The sequence below is a fragment of the Peribacillus sp. TH27 genome (genome assembly GCF_016650915.1).
GTDB classification, from domain to species: Bacteria; Bacillota; Bacilli; order Bacillales; family DSM-1321; genus Peribacillus; species Peribacillus butanolivorans.
Genome location: NZ_JAEKEV010000002.1, coordinates 1,231,326 through 1,250,479 on the forward strand (window position 1 = coordinate 1,231,326; position 19,154 = coordinate 1,250,479).

Genomic DNA, 19,154 nt, shown 5'->3' on the forward strand with positions numbered 1-19,154 from the left:
CCTCAATATATAATTCAACTTTATTAGCTTATTGTTTGTAGATAGGTAACCTTTTAAACATCTACTTAAAATATACATGCGAAAGGAAAAATCATGCAAGTTACAGCTATTTTTTTTATTTCAACAAGGACTCCACATATTGCTTAAAATCTTTCCTCTCTTTCACAAGGAAAAACCGGTCAGCACATAAAGCGGACCGGTTAATAACTTATCTTTTCCCTTTAATATATGGCTGGCCAGAAGCTTTTGGAGCATCTGCGCGGCCAATGAAGCCTGTTAATGCTATGATTGTTAGTACATAAGGCGCGATTAATAGGTAAACGGATGGGATGTCCTTGAAGAAAGGAAGGCTCGATCCTACAATGCTTAAACTCTGGGCTAATCCAAAGAATAGCGCTGCCCCCATCGCACCGATTGGATGCCATTTACCGAAAATCATAGCGGCAATGGCCATAAATCCTTGACCATTAATTGTCGCATGATTAAATTCATTCGAAAAAATAGTAGCATAAATCGCACCGCCGATTCCGCCAAATGCACCAGATAGCAGAACCGCTGCATAGCGGATTTTCGTAACATTGACACCCATCGTATCAGCAGCCATAGGATGCTCCCCTACTGCACGAATCCTTAAACCAAATGGGGTTTTATAAAGTACATACCATACGACAAAAGATATCAAAATGGCTATATAGACAATATAATAACCATTTGAAAAAAGGATAGGACCTATAAATGGAATATCACTTAATAAAGGAACATCAATCCTTGGGAATGTTTCTGTAATTCGATCTGTTTGGCCTTTGTCATAAATCAGCTTCACTAAAAACATAGTGAGGCCTACAGCCAATAAGTTGATTGCAACCCCACTTACCGTTTGATCAGCTCTAAAAGTTATACACGCCACAGCATGAAGAACTGAGAATAACAATCCAGCAATCATTGCCGCTAAAACAGCCAGCCATGGAGTCCATTGCCCGAAAACATCTGCAAACATTAAGTTAAAAACAATTCCCGTAAAAGCACCAATGACCATTAATCCTTCTAAACCAATGTTTATGACACCTGCTCGTTCAGAAAACACTCCTCCGAGTGAAGTGAATATAAGTGGAGCAGCTAGAGCAATCATAGATGGAATAATAATTTGTAATACTTGGTAAAAATCCACTTATTTCACCCCTTTCTTAAATCGAGCGGCAATCCAACGAATAAAATAACTGGATGCGACGAAGAAAATAATCAATGCTATGACAATATCCACAATTTCACTTGGTATGCCAGTTTCGAGCGGCATATTTAAGGCCCCTGCCTTCAGACCGCCAAATAATAAAGCAGCAAGAACTACTCCAATAGCCGTATTTGCTCCTAGTAAGGCTACTGCAATCCCATCAAAGCCCATACCTGTAAATCCACCTTTGACCGCAGCATAACCGAAGGTTCCTAAGCCTTCCATGGCACCAGCAAGGCCTGCAAATGCACCAGAAATAACCATGGAAAGAATGATGTTTTTATTAACGCTCATCCCTGCATACTCTGATGCGTGCTGATTGAATCCTACCGCTTTCAGTTCAAATCCCGTTTTTGTTCTTTCGAGAATGAACCACATGATGATTACACAAATAATAGCTACGACTATTCCCCAATGCATACGGGAAAAATCCGTAATGCTTTCAAAGAAAGGCGACCGTAGTGATGCTGTATCAGCAATTCTTTCAGTTTTATCAAGCTTGTCTGTCATTACATTCCGAATTAAATAATTCGTTACATATAAAGCTGTATAGTTCAGCATAATAGAAACGATTACTTCGTGTACTCGAAACTTAGCTTTTAAATATCCCGGAATAAATGCCCACAAAGCACCTGCAGCTGCTCCCGCTAAGATCGCTAATGGCAAATGGATAATTCTTGGAAGATCAAAGGCAATCCCTACCCATACTGCGGCCAGCCAACCAACAATTAATTGCCCTTCGACTCCGATATTGAACAGACCAGTACGAAAAGCAAAGGCTACCGCCAAACCAGCGAGGATATAAGGAATAATTGTCCTGACGGATTCTCCTACATAATACGAATCTCCAACAATTCCACCAATCATGGAGCCATACCCTGCAATTGGATCATAGCCACTTACTAACATGATGATAGCCCCAACAATTAAGCCAAGAATAACCGCTATCACTGGACTTGTTAATTTAGAAAAATACTTAGACATTTTGTTTTCCACCTGCTTCCATACGCTTGCTGCCAGCCATAAGAAGACCAAGCTCCTGTTCAGTCGTTTCTTTAGGATTGACAATGGCGACGATTTCTCCTTCATAAATAACGGCAATTTTATCGCTCACATTCATGATTTCATCTAATTCAAATGAAATGAGGAGTACCGCTTTTCCTGCATCACGCTGTTCAATCAGGCGTTTATGAATAAATTCAATCGCCCCAACATCGAGTCCGCGAGTTGGCTGAGCGGCAATCAATAGATCTGGGTTCCTATCAACTTCCCTTCCTATGATTGCCTTTTGCTGATTCCCGCCAGAAAGGGCCCTAGCTGGCGTATATTCACTTGGAGTCCGAACATCGTAACTTTTAATCAATGAACGCGCTTTTTCAAAGATTCTCTTTGAATTTAAAATACCAGCTTTTGAATAGGGCTTTTGATAATATGTTTGCAAGACGATATTTTCTCCAATGCTATAATCGAGAACTAAGCCATGCTTATGCCTGTCTTCTGGAATATGACCCACGCCTGATTCAGTAATTTTGCGCGGCTTTAGATTCCTAATTTCTTTCCCATTTAATTTTATGGACCCTGCTGTCGTCTTCCTTAAGCCTGCTAATGCTTCAATTAATTCCGATTGACCATTGCCATCTACACCGGCAATCCCGACAATCTCCCCTGCACGAACCGTTAATTCCAAGTTCCGGACAGCTGAAACTCCCCGTGAATCCTTGACTTCTAGTCCGCTAACATCAAGAACAACATCAGAGGGGGAGGCTGCCGTTTTTTCCGTTTTAAATAGAACTTCCCGACCAACCATTAAGCTGGCCAATTCGTTAGGATTCGTTTCATTGACATTCACTGTCCCAATCCCCTGCCCCTTGCGGATGACAGTTACCCGATCACAAACCTCCATAATTTCCTTAAGTTTGTGAGTAATCAAAATGATTGATTTCCCCTCTTTGATCAAAGCCTTCATTATAAAAATCAGTTCCTTAATCTCTTGAGGAGTCAACACAGCTGTTGGCTCATCGAAAATCAGTATCTCTGCACCACGGTATAGCGTTTTTAGAATTTCGACACGCTGCTGCATCCCTATTGAAATATCTGCAATTTTTGCATAAGGGTCGACACGAAGCTGATATTGTTCTGATAGTTTCCTAACTTCCTCACTCGCTTCTTTTAAGTCGATTTTACCTCCTTTGGAAGGTTCTTTTCCTAAAATTATATTTTCTGTTACTGTAAAAGGGTCAACAAGCATAAAATGCTGATGCACCATCCCAATCCCTAATTCATTGGCAATGTTCGGACTGGTAATCTTGACTGGCTTGCCATTTACACGGATTTCTCCCTGCTCTGGCTGGTATAGGCCGAATAAAACATTCATCAATGTAGATTTACCCGCACCATTTTCACCTAATAATGCGTGAATCTCCCCTTTTTTCACTTGAAGGGTTACGTTATCATTAGCGACGATGCCTGGGAATTCCTTTCGGATATTGAGCATCTCAATTACATATTCCACGTATTATCAACTCCTAAAATGAGTGTAAATGATTCTTAATTAAAAATTGCTGTTCCTTACCAATTTGGTTTTTTTGAAAAAACCAAATGAAAAACTACGATTCTATCATAGTTTTTCATTCGATATTTTACAGTCTCCAGGAACTATATGTAGAAAAGAAAGAATAGAGGGCAATTATGCCTCCCTACTCTCTCTAAAATCACAGCTTATAAACCAAGTTTTTTGAATTCTTTATCCGTACCAGGAACTACGAATTCACCTGATTTAATTTTCTCTGTCCATTCTTCAACCGCTTTTAAAGATTCTTCAGTTACGTTATCTTTTGTATCAGAAATGCCTACACCATTTTCTTTGATACCGTATTCGATAACTTCTCCACCTGGGAAGTTTCCTTCTTTGGCTTTCGTAGAAAGGTCTTTAACTGCAACATCAACACGTTTTATCATAGAAGTTAAAGTAACGTTGTCGTCTGTTCCAGGAACTGCTCCTAATTTAGCTTGGTCACTGTCTACACCGATAACATAAATTTCTCTCTTAGGATCTTTTTGTTTTTGCTCGACTGCCTCAGTAAATACACCTTTTCCAGTTCCGCCAGCAGCATGATAAATGATATCAATACCTGAAGAATACATAGATCCTGCAGTAGATTTCCCGATGTCAGCTTTATTGAAATCTCCGGCATATTTAACTTCTACCTTCGCATCCGGATTTACAGATAAAACCCCAGCCTTAAAGCCAATTTCGAATTTCTTGATTAATTCAGATTCAACTCCACCGATAAAACCGACTTTGTTTGTTTTCGTTTGTAGACCGGCAATTACACCAACAAGGAATGATCCTTGCTGTTCTTTAAAATTAATGCTGGCTACATTCTTTTTATCTACAACTGTATCCACAATAGCAAATTGTGAATCTGGACGTTGGTCAGCCACTTCACCAACAGACTCGGCTAAAAGGAAACCGATACCGTAGATAAGTTTGTAATCTTCACGAACAAGCGTATTCAAGTTTTTAGCATAGTCAGCATCCGATTTAGATTGAAGATAGTTGTATCCATCTTTACCTTTTTCCAAATCATTTTCTTTACCGAATTCCTGAATTCCCTTCCAAGCTGATTGGTTGAACGATTCATCATCGACGCCGCCTGTATCGGTAACCATAGCTACTGTGAAGTTATCCTTCTTTTCTTTCCCATTTGAAGATTCTTTATCATCATTCTCTGAATTACCACATGCTCCTAAAAGCGTACCAGCAGCAAGAACAAGTGAAAGAGCTAGACCTAATTTGCGCTTTTTCAATTTTTTACCCCCTAAGATTTATAATTTTTCAGCAGGAATGTTCTGAAAAGTCATTCATGTTTGCGTTTTCACATCTCGGTAAATTTTTTTTACATACGTTTGATCAATTTTTAAGAATCGAAACAAACGCTTGCATTCATCCGTATGTAAGAGTTTTGAACTAAACTCGCTTCCGAAGAACATGAAAACTAAACATATTGGCTTTAAAGTAGTTTACAGAATATAGGATAGGCTGGTCCCAATCATCCAAATGCATCTGCTTCAGAACGAGTAATGCGGCTTCTGACGAACATTTCAGGATAGGAGAAACTTTCTCATGATACCCGATCGGCTCAATTTCTGCTACGGCATGCGTAATTTTCCGATTCGCATCTCTTTCCAATATATCAAAAAGAGACTCATCATTACGGTCAAAATTTTCTGAAAGAATTGATTCAGGAATTTTGTCGACACAGTAGATAACCGGCTCGCCATCTGCTGTTCTTACACGTTCAATACTCACGATGCGTTCAACTGGTGAACAAGAAAACCTGCGGATATCCTCGTCTGTAGGTTCTTGAGCCGTCGAGCTTAAGAAAATCGTACCCGGCTTCATCCCTGCCTCTTCAATCATGTTCGTGACACTTTTTAATTGCTCGATACCAGAAGTAAACCGAGGTTTTGGATTGACAAAAGTTCCAACTCCATGGCGGCGAATGATAATGTTTTCTTCTTCTAAAATCCGCAGCGCTTCTCGAAGTGTCGCCCTACTCACTCCCAGTTTTTTTGCAAGATCAAATTCAGAAGGGAATTTTTCATTTTCCTGATAAACTCCTGCTTCAATATCCTGCTTCAGGTAATCAATGACCTGCAAATATAAATGTCGACTATCTGATTTAATTGACATACAGTTTCCCCCAGCTAGTTTCTTAAGACATCAGACCTCTGATGTTGAATCATTCCTACTAATCGAAAATAATATAACATTTTTTTCGATATAAATAAATAGTGTTTTACTATTTAACATAAAAGAATTTAGGATAAATTACCCTCCCCTGTGCCTTTTACTCTAGTAAAGGCCGTAGAAGTTGTACGATTATTCTCCTAAATCAGATAAAATATTTTTTTTATAAATGCAAAATGAAAATCGGTAGCTTTCTTTTCAAGATACTTTTTTCCTGTATAATAGTATTTATCTTCTTTGAAGGGATGAACACATGATGTTAAACATTACAGAATACAGCGTTGAAAAATTGAATGATCCATTCGGGATTTTATCCGGAGAGCGTTTCGAGTATTTCTTGGATATTGAAGTACCGGAAGAAGACGAGCTCTTTTCAGAGAATGGTTTATATATCCGGGTACTATTTGTTGTTGAAGAACAAGTAGGCAAGCTGATTAAATATGATATTTATGAAAAAGGGAACGACGAAGTACTCGATTTTGATTTAGAGGAAGAGGAAGAAGCAATGATTTCTGACTTCTGCCTTAAACATTTAGACGAAGCAATGATCAATTAAAAAACCGGGCGCCTGCCCGGTTTTTTAATTACCTATGATAAATGAGCTTCATCCTGTTCATCTTTAGATAACAATACATTTCGTGGTTTGCTGCCCTCATATGGACCGACAATTCCTCTTGCTTCCATTTCATCAATTAATCTGGCAGCACGGGTATAGCCAATCCGGAAACGACGTTGCAGCATCGAGACAGATGCCGTCTGCATTTCTATAATTAAGGACACAGCATCCCCGTACAAACTATCTTCGACTTCACCGCTAGAAGTCTCTTGTATTTCGTCCGGAATCATTTCTTCATTATACTGAGCTTTCTGTTGCGAAATAACATATGTGACGACTTCCTCGACTTCATGATCGGATAAAAAGGCACCTTGGACCCGAACCGGTTTCGAAGCTCCCGCAGGCAAGAATAGCATGTCACCTCGTCCTAACAGTTTTTCGGCTCCCCCCATATCCAGAATTGTTCTTGAATCTGTCATCGATGATACACTAAAAGCAATCCGGGATGGGATGTTCGCTTTTATGACCCCTGTTATAACATCGACAGACGGCCGCTGAGTGGCAATGATTAAATGGATACCAGCAGCCCGTGCCATTTGAGCAAGGCGTGTGATGGCATCCTCCACATCATTTGAGGCGACCATCATCAAGTCAGCCAATTCATCCACAATAACTACGATATAAGGCAGGAGCGGCTGCTTGGCATCTTCCTCAATATTATACCGATTAATATAATCGTTATAACCTTCAATATTACGCGTACCAGAATGGGAAAATAGCTCATAGCGACGTTCCATTTCACTGACCACTTTTTGCAAAGCCTGAGCAGCTTTTTTGGGATTTGTCACAACTGGGGCCAGTAAATGGGGAATTCCATTATATACATTAAGCTCCACCATTTTAGGATCAATCATCATCATCTTCACTTCATGTGGTTTTGCCCGCATCAAGATACTCGTGATAATACCGTTAATACAAACGGATTTCCCACTGCCTGTCGCTCCCGCTACAAGTAAATGCGGCATTTTATTAAGCTCCGCCTTAACCGCTTCACCCGAAATATTCCGTCCTAAACCGATTTGCAGTTTCGCATCAGGCTTGTCAACTTCTTTCGCCTCTAAAACTTCCCGTAGTGACACCATCGCCACTTCAGAGTTAGGGACTTCTATTCCAATCGCCGATTTACCGGGAATTGGTGCTTCAATACGGATATCTTTCGCTGCTAGAGCCAGGGCCAGATCATCGGAAAGGCTGACAATTTTACTGACCTTGACACCCACATCCGGATGTACTTCATATTTGGTTACAGCTGGGCCTAAATGAACCTGTGTGACCCTTGCTTTAACTCCAAAGCTATGGAAAGTGCGTTCAAGCTTTGCCGCGTTTTCATGGATTAATTGATACTCCCCGCTTTGGTCTGTTTTTTTGGGCTGCAATAATAAAGAGAGCGGCGGTAAAAGATATTCTTTATTTTCTATTTCTGTAAAATTCATAGGCGGAACAGCATCATCCTGCTCCTCTGTACTTTCAACTGAAGGTGTCGCTTTAACCGGAAGTACTTCCGGTTCGTCGCCATAGGCTTTATCAGCAAAGCTTGAAATGATCCGTTCCGTTGCCATTTGCTGTGTTTCATCTTCCGACTGAATGGCCTGAACTGTTTCTTCCACCGATTCTTTTTCACGTTTTTTCTTTTTAACTGGATTTTTTTTCTTTTCTTTTTTGTCATCATTCCATGTTTTCATATCGTCTCTGAAAGCGGACCATTGCTTTATAAAAAAGCCGCCAAGACCCATGAAAAATTTACCAAGAGTTTCTCCTAACGTTTTGCCGGTCAATAACACGCCCCCTACAATGATAAAGAGGAATGAAACTATTTTTGATCCCGCTTCATCAAATAAGAAATAAGAAGCAGCAAATAAAATCGCACCGATCATTCCACCGCCAAGATCCTTGGTACTTGTCTTGCCGGTCACTTCCATCCAGAATAATTCCCATGTATTCGAAATGACGCTCGGCTTCGTAAATGGGCCTCCATCTGCAAGCATATTAAACAGAGTTACATGACTAAGTAACAGCATGCTCGCGATAAGGAAATACATTCCTATTAATTGTCGTTTCAGCAAGTAAGGGACTTCTCTTTTAATCATCAAATAGAATCCGGCTGCAATCGCTCCCAGTAAAAAGAGGATATACCATTCTCCCATAAAGAAGCGGATTAAAAAGACCGTCCCTTTTCCAACTGCCCCAAGCTTTGCAATTGCGATGACTGCCAACCCTATTAAAGTCAAGCCAATTAATTCATATTTCAGCGTAATTTTTAATTTCTCTGTACTTTTCTTTTTCCTGCGTTTCTTCTTTGCCATAACATCACCTGATTCTTCATGAAACTATTCTATCCATCCTATTCAACATCCTGTAGTGATTTCCCTTCACAAAACAAATGTTCGCTCACTAATTATACCAAATAAAAATGACCTTGTCCCTTGATACAGCTAAATTACAACTCATAATGACAATTCTTTCATATAATGAATAAAGCAGCCAAGCGGCTGCCAATTTTTTTCTTAGTATATCATAATTTACCTATATTAGCGTTTTTTCTAGCTTTTCAACTGGTCGAAAACATTGATGACAGCACCCGGCTGAATGTGAACATTCATATAATCTTCAGGGTTTGTGCTCACAATTCGATCGATACGAAACATTCTCCCTCCGTCATGTTCAACCATCACATGAACCCCATTATATATCATTTCAATTAAATTCGCAGTCTTCTCATGATGATGAGGGAAAATGATTTCTTCAGGAACAATGGTGTAGAGTGTCATTGTAGAAGCCCCTCTTCCCCTGCTATTTTTGGCCTTCTCTCATCCATAAAGCTATTTAGTTTTCTCATGGCTTGACCGACTCCACCAACATCATCAATCATCCCAATTTCAACCGCCTCCGCACCAATCACATTCGTGCCAATATCTCGGGTTAGATTTCCTTTAGCGAACATTAGGTCTTTAAAACTTTCTTCCGTGACGTTGGAATGCCTCGTAACAAATTTAATAACTCGTTCTTGCATTTTATCCAAGTACTCAAAGGTTTGCGGCACTCCTATGACAAGACCTGTCAAACGTATAGGATGAATAGTCATAGTCGCTGTTTCAGCTATATAGGAATGGTCACAGGAAACAGCAATCGGAACACCAATAGAATGGCCCCCGCCAAGTACAATCGACACGGACGGCTTGGATAGGGATGCCAACATCTCTGCAATGGCTAGTCCCGCTTCAACGTCTCCTCCTACTGTATTTAAAATAACTAGTAGTCCCTCAATATTAGGATTTTGTTCAATTGCCACAATTTGTGGAATAACATGTTCATATTTGGTCGTTTTATTCTGAGGCGGCAGCTGCATATGTCCTTCAATTTGTCCAATGATCGTCAAACAATGGATTTTTGAGTCCTGTGATAGTTGCGGGACGTTTGTAGTTCCCAGCTGCTGGATTTTTTCAATCAAAGTCGAATTTTTACCTTCCTGCCGGCCTTCATTTTCATTTGGTAATGGTGCATTATCCACTATGCCAACCCCTTTCTCTAAAGCCTATAGCTTTATTATGTCACGAGTCTCAGACTTCATTCTTCAAGATAAAGAGGTTTCACTTAGATAAAAAAAACCTGACAATAATTCGTCAGGTTTTTTTTACTTAATACTCCATGATTATTGGTAAAATCATTGGACGGCGTTTCGTTTTTTCATAGAAGAATTGATTTAAGGCATCACGCATTTCCTGTTTCAGAGTAGACCAATCGAAAGGTTGGCGCGATCCATTTTTCTTCACGATTTCACTTACAATCTCAGTAGCTTCCCCAATCATTTTTTCTGATTCACGTACATATACGAAACCTCGTGAAATGATTTCCGGGCCAGCTGCAATACTTTTATCTTGACGGTTCAATGTGACAACGACGATTAAAATGCCATCCTGTGATAACAAGCGACGATCACGGAGTACGATATTACCCACATCTCCAACACCGCTCCCGTCAATTAAGATATTTCCTGCAGTGACTTTGCCGGAGAGGCCCATTTTGTCACCTTTTAATTCGATGACATCACCTTTTTCAGCAATCACGATATTTTCCCGTTTTATCCCTGCAGCAATTCCTACTTTTTGATGGGCATATAAATGACGGTATTCTCCGTGTACTGGGATAAGGAATTTAGGATTCATCAAGTTAATCATCATTTTCAGTTCTTCTTGACTGCCATGACCCGTTACGTGCACTTTATATTTACTAGCAGATACTACCTCTGCACCTACCCGGTAAAGTAGGTCGACCGTTTTCGATAAAATAAGTTCGCCGCCCTGTAAGGGGGATGCACTTATCAAGACTGTATCTCCCTTTTTAATCGTTACCTGCTTATGAGTTTGTTTCGCCATTTTTTGAAGCGCTGCAATAGGCTCTCCTTGATGCCCAGTCGATAATACAACGATTTCACGATCATTATACTTGTTAATTTCATTGACCGGGATAATCAGCTCTTCCTCGACCTTTAAGTATCCAAGATTTAAGGCTGTTTCATAGACACGTTGCAAGCTTTTACCCACAACAGCCACTTTCCTTCGACTAGCCGCCGCTGCATTGAAGACATGCTGAATTCGATTAATATTTGAAGCAAAGCAAGCAACAATAATTCTTCCAGAAGCTGCATGGAAGGCTTCTGTAATATCCCTTGACACAACTGCTTCAGATGGCGTATAACCCGGTCTTTCCGCGCCTGTGCTATCAGATAGCAAGCAAAGGACACCCTCTTCTCCAATACTTGCCATTTTACCGATTTCTGGTTTATAAAGATCGGTTGCAGCTTGATCAAATTTGAAATCCCCTGTATAGACGATGGCTCCATCACGCGTATGGATTACAATTCCGACAGAATCGGGAATACTATGGTTTGTCCTGAAAAAGGACACGGCTGCTTGAGGGAAACTTAAAAGAGAATCTGAATCGATCTCAGTAAATGTTGCCCTGCCATTAAAGCCGTCTTCCTTTAATTTTGTTTTGATTAAAGCAAGTGTAAGCTTTGTACCGTAAACAGGTACCGGTAAATATTTTAATACATAAGCAAGCGCACCCATATGGTCTTCATGACCATGGGTAATGAAAATACCCTGTACCCGTTCTTTATTATCCATCAAATAAGAAATGTCAGGAATTACCGCATCAATTCCCAACATTTCTTCTTCTGGCAGCATTAATCCTGCATCAAGAAGGTAGAGGTCTTCATTTACCTCAATGACGTACATATTTTTACCAAGTTCCCCTTGTCCTCCAAGAGAAATAACTTTTATTCCATTATTTTTATCTTTACCCAATCGAATATCCTCCTTAAAAAATCGCCGTTCATAATTTCCCAATGATTTCATTATAACCGATGTTCAAAAAACATGACAACACATACCATTTTCTAAGGAATTTTTTTACTTTATTTCCTATTTTAAAAATAGTCCTGCATTTATGTAGAAGGCATCCATTCCCTGTACTAAGGGTGAACACATGACTTTTATCCTTTTCTAATCGAAAGATAATTAAAAGTATAAACTTTTATCCTATAACTGGAAAGAAAATCGTCTTTATTTTCCAAACAAATACATCTTTATGTAAAAACAAGCCAATCATAAATCGATCAGCTTGTTCAGAAACTATTTATTTTTTTAATACGGAGGCTAAAGATAGGCGCTCTTGTTCAGTCAATGGCACGATTGGTAGCCTGACTGAACCTACGTCAATTCCAAATAACTGAAGAGCTGTTTTAACTGGGGCAGGGCTAGGCAGCCGCAAACAAGCTTTTAATAAGTGGCAACAGCTCCTGATGTAGCCTGGCCGCCTCGGCCGTATTCCCGCCGATAAAAGCTTCTATTATTTTTTGTAATTCATTACCGGCAATATGGGAAGCAACTGAAACTACTCCTGCTCCGCCAATCGCTAGTACTGGCAGCGTTAATGCGTCATCCCCGCTGTATAACGCAAAATCATCATCCGTTTCAGCAATGATTTGAGTCATCGCGTTTAAATCCCCGCTCGCTTCTTTTACTGCTACGATATTGGGAATTTTCGAAAGACGGATAATTGTTTCCGGTTCAATATTAACAGAAGCACGACCTGGGATGTTATATACCATTACAGGTAGCGTCGTACTTTCTGCAATTACTTTAAAATGTTGGTAAAGACCTTCTTGATTCGTTTTATTATAATACGGAGCCACAAGCATGATCGCATCTGCACCGTTTTGTTCTGCCTTTTTTGTCAACTCAATAGAAGCATACGTATTGTTGCTTCCCGTACCCATGATGACGGGTACCCGTTTTTCTACAACCTTCGAAACATGACGCAATAAGGCGATTTTTTCCTCCGAAGATAAAGTTGGAGACTCCCCAGTTGTGCCCGAAAGCACAAGTGAATCCGTTCCATTCGTTAATAAGTAATTGACCAATGAAGTCGTTTTTTGAAAATCAACATTTCCCTTGCTATCGAAAGGGGTGACCATTGCCGTTGATACTCTACCAAATATCATCATATAACACCTCTTTAATTAATAAAACTTGTATGCTTATTATGCTTCACTTTCATGCAAATGAAATGCATAATGAAGTGAATTAACAGCTTCTACTAAATCTTCTTCTTTTACTAAAACCCAAATAGTCGTATGGCTGTCAGCAGATTGAAGAATAGCAATTTCTTTCTCAGAAAGCGCTGTGACAATCTTCGCTGCAACGCCTGGCACTCCGTTGATGCCTGCACCGACTACAGAAACTTTAGCACAATTCCGCTCAATTACAGGTTCATGACCAAGCTCGGCCAAAATAGAAAGAGCAAGTTCTGTCATCTCCTCCGAAACCGTATAAACAACGCCATTTGGATAAATATTGATAAAGTCAACGGAAATGGAGGCATTGGCCATCGCTTTAAAAACTTCTGCTTGTAAATTATATTGGTCTTTTTTCGCTCGTACTTTAATTTGGGTTATTTTAGAAACGTGAGCTATTCCTGTAACTAGTCTTTCCCGTATGTCACTACCCTGGCTTCCCTTATTTACACCTGTGACAAGTGTTCCTAATCCATCACTGTATGTTGAACGGATCCTGATCGGAACTTTTGCCTGCATGGCAATTTCAACAGCACGGGGATGAATGACCTTGGCACCTTGATAAGCCATGTTGCAAACTTCTGTATAAGAAACGACTGATAATGGACGAGCTTGCTCGGCAATACGTGGATCGGCAGTCATTATTCCTTCCACATCCGTAAAAATATCGACCCTTTCAGCTTGTAAAGCAGCACCTAATGCTGCAGCTGATGTGTCGCTTCCGCCACGGCCAATAGTCGTAATGTCCCCGTTTTTAGCTGCACCCTGGAATCCTGCAACAACGACAACGTCCTTCAATTCCAGTTCTTTCACGAGACGGTCACATTTCATTTCCATTATTTTGGCACTAGAATAGTCGGAATTAGTCAAAAATCCCGCCTGAGCCCCTGTATAAGCCACGGCATTAATACCATGTTCTAACAGCATGTTCGTAAATACGACAGAAGATATCGTTTCTCCTACTGACAAAAGTAAATCCTGTTCTCGTTTTGAAAGGCTGGCTTTCGCTCCATTTACTAGAGATAGTAAGGTATCTGTTGCATAGGGATCGCCTTTTCTTCCCATGGCTGAAACCACAACCACCACTTTGTAGCCTTCTTTGATTGCCTTTTCAATATGCCCTCTGGCAAATGAACGGCTTTCCTCATCACGGACAGATGTTCCTCCGTATTTCTGGACGATAATTTTCATAATCCATACACCCCAAATATAAGCCAGCTTCCCGGTTCGGGAAGCTGACAAAAACTCTCTATCATGTATTGTTCAGTTCTTTAAGAATATATAATTTCTTACTTAACTGTTACCAAACCTAATTTTAAAAGGCTTTCAGCGATTTGAACAGAGTTCCAAGCTGCTCCTTTTAATAGATTATCGGAAACCACCCATAAATGGAAGCCTTTATCTTCATCTAAATCTTTGCGAATCCGTCCAACGAATACATCATTCTTTCCGACAGATGAAGCAGGTGTTGGATAAACTTGTTGTTCCGGCTCATCTTCTAATACAATTCCAGGTGCTGTTTTCATCAAATCTTTGATTTGAGAAGCAGATATGCCTTCTTTTTCAACTTCAATATAAACAGACTCTGAATGACCTGTTACAACAGGAAGCCTTACACATGTTGCGGCTACAGGAAGTTCTTCCATGTGCATAATTTTCTTTGTTTCATTAATCATTTTCATTTCTTCAAAAGTGAATCCATTATCCTGGAATTTATCGATTTGGGGAATGACATTAAAAGCGATTTGATAATGCTTTTCATCTCCTTTTACCGGTAAAATTTTCGGTTTGATTTCTTTCTCATCCAGCAAGTCGCGAGCTTGTTCTTTTAATTCGTTTATTGCTGCAACTCCTGCACCAGAAACAGCCTGATAAGTAGAAACAACAACTTTTGATAAGCCATAAGTCTGGCGGATAGGTTCTAATGCCACAACCATTTGGATAGTTGAACAATTCGGGTTGGCAATGATCCCATTATGCTGTTTTAAGTCTTCTTCATTTACTTCCGGTACGACAAGCGGCACATTTTCATCCATACGGAATGCGCTCGTATTGTCTACTACTATTGCTCCGCGTTTCACTGCTTCTGGTGCCAATTCCTTAGACACGCTTCCTCCAGCACTGAATAAAGCGATATCGACACCTTCAAAGCTTTCAGGTTTTGCTTCCTGCACTTCGATTTCTTCGCCCTTAAATGAAAGTTTGATTCCTGCGGAACGAGCCGATGATAAAAAGATGATTTTCTTAATCGGTAGGTCCCGTTGTTCAAGTGTTGAAATCATTTGTTGTCCTACAGCTCCAGTTGCTCCCACAACTGCAATATGCAATCCCTGTGTCTCAGTCATTTGTCAATACTCCTTTTCTATCTCTAAAAGTTAGTTGGTTGTTAGATTTACTTCTTCTTGTTCAGAATATCATTTATTTTATCACATTAACATTCCAAAGGGTCGCACTTTAACAAAATATTCTGCATCTACCGCTACAAAGTTATGCATATATTACAGTTTTTAGGGACTGGGAGCTTACTTAGAGCGCATGATCAGTTTAAATCATCCTTAAACCTTTCGACAATAACTGGTTGAATTTGTTCTCTCTCTATAGCTGCAATGATTGTATCCCGAATCATGCTCATCCTGGCAACCATGGAACTTGGTTTACCAATGGGGTTATCCTGGCCGTAAGGAACAAAATAAATATCTTTTGCGGCCATTAGCCTCATTAAATTGACACCATTTAATCCAAGCGCATCATTTGTTGATATGGCGACCACAACAGGACGGTGATTTCTCATCGTTGCTTTTGCAGCCATAAGTACAGGCGAATCGGTAAGAGCATTAGCCATTTTACTCATTGAATTACCTGTCAAAGGAGCAATTACCATACAGTCGAGCGGTAATTTAGGTCCTAAAGGCTCTGCTTTGACGATTGTATCAACGACACGATTCCCCGTCAATTTTTCGATTCTTTCAACCCAGTCCTCGCCCTTTCCGAAGCGGGTTTCCGTGTTTTGAACTGTCGATGTTACTATTGGTATTACTTCCGCCCCTTCATTTACAATCTTTTCTATTTCCGGAAACACTTCATCGTATGTGCAATGCGACCCTGTTAATCCGAAACCAATCCGTTTTCCTTGGAGACTCATATTTTTTTCCCCTTCCTTTTCATGAACTCACCTTGGATCAAAAGCCCAAGTGCATTCGCTAAGATCTGACCCGCTGTTTTTGGGGCAACTATCCCCGGTAGACTCGGTGCCAAAAGTGCCTTTATTCCCCTTTTTTCAGCATAACGAAAATCCGTCCCCCCCGGTTTTGAAGCAAGGTCGATAATTAATGTATGGACGGGCATGTTTGCAATTACTTTGGCCGTAATAATCGGAAAAGGGATCGTATTAATACATATATCAACATTTTTCATTTCTGCAGCAATATCATTTAAATGAAAGGGGGTTAACGCCATTTCACAAATCCTCGCAATATCTTCGCTTTTTCTTGCTCCAACCTTTACCTTTGCTCCAAGGGCTTGGAATGACCGGGCTACACTCATACCAACCCTCCCCAGTCCGAGAACAGATACATTCGAGCCATGGATTGTGAAATCTGTATGCTGAATGGCCATCATGATTGCTCCTTCAACAGTAGGAATCGAATTGTAAATAGCCACATCATCACGTTCAAATAGTAGTACGAGTTTGCGGTCCGCTTTCTTAAATATTCCATCAAGGTAATCATTACTAATCCCTGAATAAAAAACGCAATGGGCTGGGGTCTTTTTTATCATTTCTTCGCTCAAAACAACTTCTTCACTGGAAAAAATCGTTTCCACCTTACCATTTGTATCAGTACCTCGGACTGGTAAAATAACCGAATCTAATTCATTAAAATTTATATCCTCCATTTTTTCCTTAACCGCTCCTGTAAAAGCATGGTCGAGCTGTTCAAAACCTACTAATAGTAGCTTTGCATCAAGCTCTGTCAGTTTACGGACAACTTCAAGTTGACGCGCATCTCCACCAATTACAGCGATTTGCATGCCTGTGAGCATTAAAACCGTCACCTTCTTTATATAAAAGATCCTAACATCCCTCGCCTCTTGGTAAATATTCCTCAAGAAGCAATTCGGTTTTTGCTACATTCTCTAGTTACCATGCCATCTTATGTTTTTACTTAAAAAACGGTGATAAGAAAAGCAAAAACGCCTTAGCAAATGCCTGCTAAGGCGTTTATTATATTGATGAATAGTTTCAATAGTAACCATCCATGCTATAAATTGGTTTATCCGTCCATATGCTCGCCATCTTTAATGGGAAGTCCCTCCTGAAAATCGATGATGAGCATATCCGTTCCTATTTTTTTAATATGCTCCCATGGGACGCGAATTTCACTGCCATTTCTTAAGAGTCCGAACCACTTAACTGAAGGAATAATCAACGTGGTAATTTGTCCAGTTTCATCTACTTCCAAATCCGTCTGACCAAGAACACCTAATCTCTCCGCTCTGTTCACATCAACAATTTCTTTACCACTTAATTCACTCAATCTCAATACAAGCTCCCCCTTTTTTCACCTTCTATTCAATCTATATCCGAAAAAGGTGAACTTAGAAGGCATTTATCTAAAAATTGTACTTACCGAAAGGTCCTTGTATTTTCAAAAGCTTTTAAAAAAAAAGCCTGCTCTTCTATATAATAAACAGAAGTTCAGGCTTGTGAATTTTTATTTGTCCCAATTTTCCAGCGGGCTCACCAATGACAAGGAATGTTCCTTGAAGATTTGGTTTGCCATTTCATTGACGCTATTCTCTGTCACTTCATCAATCTTGATAATGATATCATCAAGAGAGCGGTGCTCACCCAGCATAAGCTCATTTTTCCCGTTACGGCTCATGCGGCTGTTCGTGCTTTCAAGGCTTAGCATTAAGCTTCCTTTAAGTTGCTCTTTACTATTGCGCAATTCCTTTTCCGTGATACCGTCTTTTTTAAGTGTATCCAGTGTTTCCTGAATGGTTTCATACAAACTATCAAGCTGACTTGTGCCTGTCCCTCCATACACTGTCACCAAACCTGTATCCTGGTAGCTGGAATGGTAAGAGTAGACAGAATATGCAAGACCGCGTTGTTCCCTAACGTCCTGGAATAGACGGCTACTCATGCTTCCACCAAGAATATTATTCAAGGTAATCAAGCTGTATGTTTTGTCATTACCAATTTCTAACCCTTTAAAACCAAGGCAAAGATGGGCTTGCTCAGTTTCTTTTTTACGCGTGATCCTATTTTCATGGAATGCCGGCTTCACCAATTCAAGACGCTCTTCCCCTCCTTGGTACGAGCCAAAGTAGCTTTCGACTTCTTGAATTAATTTTTCATCCACATTTCCTGCAATGGAAACGACGACTTTATCAGGCGTGTACATATCGTGAACATATTTCTTTAATGTCTCACTATTGAATGTTTCAAGTGTACTTTCCGTACCTAGTATTGGATAGCCAAGGGGATGATTTTCGTATACCGCCTTGCTTAAGAGATCATGGACAATATCATCAGGTGTATCTTCATACATTTTAATCTCTTCGTAGACGACATTTTTTTCTTTTTTCAATTCTTCCTCATCAAAAGTGGAGTTGAAGAACATATCAGCAAGGATTTCAAGCGCATAGCTAGCATGGTTATCCATAACTTTTGCATAATAGCATGTGTACTCTTTTGAAGTAAATGCATTCACTTGTCCGCCAATACTGTCAAACGACTCGGCAATTTCACGTGCATTCCTCGTAGTTGTTCCTTTGAAAAACATATGTTCAAGGAAATGGGAAACCCCATTCAATTCTGGTGTTTCATTTCGTGAACCTGTTTTGATCCATACTCCAATTGCTGCTGAACGTACTGTTGGAATATTTTCTAATACAATTCTTACTCCATTTTGACAAGTGTATTTCTTAATCAACTAACATTCCTCCCAATCATTCTATGCTGCTTTCGTAACCA

Annotated in this window: 16 protein-coding genes and 1 pseudogene; 1 reads left to right on the top strand and 16 read right to left on the bottom strand. The window is 40.0% G+C overall.

The genetic code is table 11. The annotated features are described in order from the left end of the window. Positions 1–208 precede the first annotated feature (208 nt). The 5 genes from JFU24_RS07305 to JFU24_RS07325 form a co-directional block, all read right to left on the bottom strand. Positions 209–1,168, bottom strand: coding sequence for an ABC transporter permease (locus JFU24_RS07305; RefSeq protein WP_201181383.1), 960 nt, complete (start codon positions 1,166–1,168; stop codon positions 209–211). Further along, on the bottom strand, positions 1,169–2,212 hold the full coding sequence (locus JFU24_RS07310; RefSeq protein WP_056526880.1) for an ABC transporter permease: 1,044 nt from the start codon (positions 2,210–2,212) through the stop codon (positions 1,169–1,171). It abuts the gene before it with no gap. After that, positions 2,205–3,740, bottom strand: coding sequence for an ABC transporter ATP-binding protein (locus tag JFU24_RS07315; RefSeq protein ID WP_201181384.1), 1,536 nt, complete (start codon positions 3,738–3,740; stop codon positions 2,205–2,207). The genes JFU24_RS07310 and JFU24_RS07315 overlap by 8 nt, the downstream gene beginning before the upstream one ends. A 206-nt stretch (positions 3,741–3,946) precedes the next feature. Further along, positions 3,947–5,038 carry a BMP family lipoprotein gene (locus JFU24_RS07320; protein ID WP_053345382.1) on the bottom strand — a complete coding sequence of 364 codons (1,092 nt, stop codon included), beginning with the start codon at positions 5,036–5,038 and terminating at the stop codon, positions 3,947–3,949. Between the two features lie 160 nt (positions 5,039–5,198). Continuing rightward, on the bottom strand, positions 5,199–5,924 hold the full coding sequence (locus JFU24_RS07325) for a GntR family transcriptional regulator (protein ID WP_201181386.1): 726 nt from the start codon (positions 5,922–5,924) through the stop codon (positions 5,199–5,201). Between the two features lie 313 nt (positions 5,925–6,237). On the opposite strand from JFU24_RS07325, the gene JFU24_RS07330 reads away from it, so the two are divergent. Continuing rightward, a complete protein-coding gene (locus JFU24_RS07330) occupies positions 6,238–6,537 on the top strand; it encodes a DUF6509 family protein (RefSeq protein ID WP_098175318.1) in 300 nt (99 codons plus the stop codon). Between the two features lie 32 nt (positions 6,538–6,569). Here the strand turns inward: JFU24_RS07330 and JFU24_RS07335 are convergent, their stop codons facing one another. From JFU24_RS07335 to JFU24_RS07385, 11 genes and pseudogenes are all read right to left on the bottom strand, one after another. Then, entirely contained in the window at positions 6,570–8,900 is a 2,331-nt protein-coding gene (locus JFU24_RS07335; RefSeq protein WP_201249801.1) for a DNA translocase FtsK, read from the bottom strand. Positions 8,901–9,137: 237 nt separating this feature from the next. After that, entirely contained in the window at positions 9,138–9,365 is a 228-nt protein-coding gene (locus tag JFU24_RS07340; protein WP_201181392.1) for a YlzJ-like family protein, read from the bottom strand. Beyond that, entirely contained in the window at positions 9,362–10,108 is a 747-nt protein-coding gene (locus JFU24_RS07345; RefSeq protein ID WP_180319959.1) for a ClpP family protease, read from the bottom strand. The genes JFU24_RS07340 and JFU24_RS07345 overlap by 4 nt, the downstream gene beginning before the upstream one ends. A gap of 124 nt (positions 10,109–10,232) precedes the next feature. Next, entirely contained in the window at positions 10,233–11,903 is a 1,671-nt protein-coding gene (locus tag JFU24_RS07350) for a ribonuclease J (RefSeq protein ID WP_201181394.1), read from the bottom strand. A gap of 331 nt (positions 11,904–12,234) precedes the next feature. Beyond that, positions 12,235–13,102, bottom strand: a pseudogene (gene dapA / locus JFU24_RS07355) (4-hydroxy-tetrahydrodipicolinate synthase). A gap of 39 nt (positions 13,103–13,141) precedes the next feature. Next, complete coding sequence (gene dapG, locus JFU24_RS07360; protein ID WP_053345375.1) at positions 13,142–14,365, bottom strand: aspartate kinase; 1,224 nt, start codon at positions 14,363–14,365, stop codon at positions 13,142–13,144. Positions 14,366–14,463: 98 nt separating this feature from the next. Then, positions 14,464–15,519, bottom strand: coding sequence for an aspartate-semialdehyde dehydrogenase (gene asd / locus JFU24_RS07365; protein ID WP_201221374.1), 1,056 nt, complete (start codon positions 15,517–15,519; stop codon positions 14,464–14,466). 194 nt (positions 15,520–15,713) lie between these two features. Continuing rightward, entirely contained in the window at positions 15,714–16,316 is a 603-nt protein-coding gene (locus JFU24_RS07370) for a dipicolinate synthase subunit B (protein WP_053345373.1), read from the bottom strand. Beyond that, positions 16,313–17,215, bottom strand: a complete 903-nt coding sequence (gene dpaA, locus JFU24_RS07375; RefSeq protein ID WP_201221376.1) for a dipicolinic acid synthetase subunit A — start codon at positions 17,213–17,215, stop codon at positions 16,313–16,315. Before dpaA ends, JFU24_RS07370 begins: the two co-directional genes overlap by 4 nt. 230 nt (positions 17,216–17,445) lie before the next feature. After that, on the bottom strand, positions 17,446–17,715 hold the full coding sequence (locus JFU24_RS07380; RefSeq protein ID WP_053345371.1) for a YlmC/YmxH family sporulation protein: 270 nt from the start codon (positions 17,713–17,715) through the stop codon (positions 17,446–17,448). Positions 17,716–17,886: 171 nt separating this feature from the next. Continuing rightward, positions 17,887–19,113, bottom strand: coding sequence for a M16 family metallopeptidase (locus JFU24_RS07385; protein WP_053345370.1), 1,227 nt, complete (start codon positions 19,111–19,113; stop codon positions 17,887–17,889). Positions 19,114–19,154: the final 41 nt, after the last annotated feature.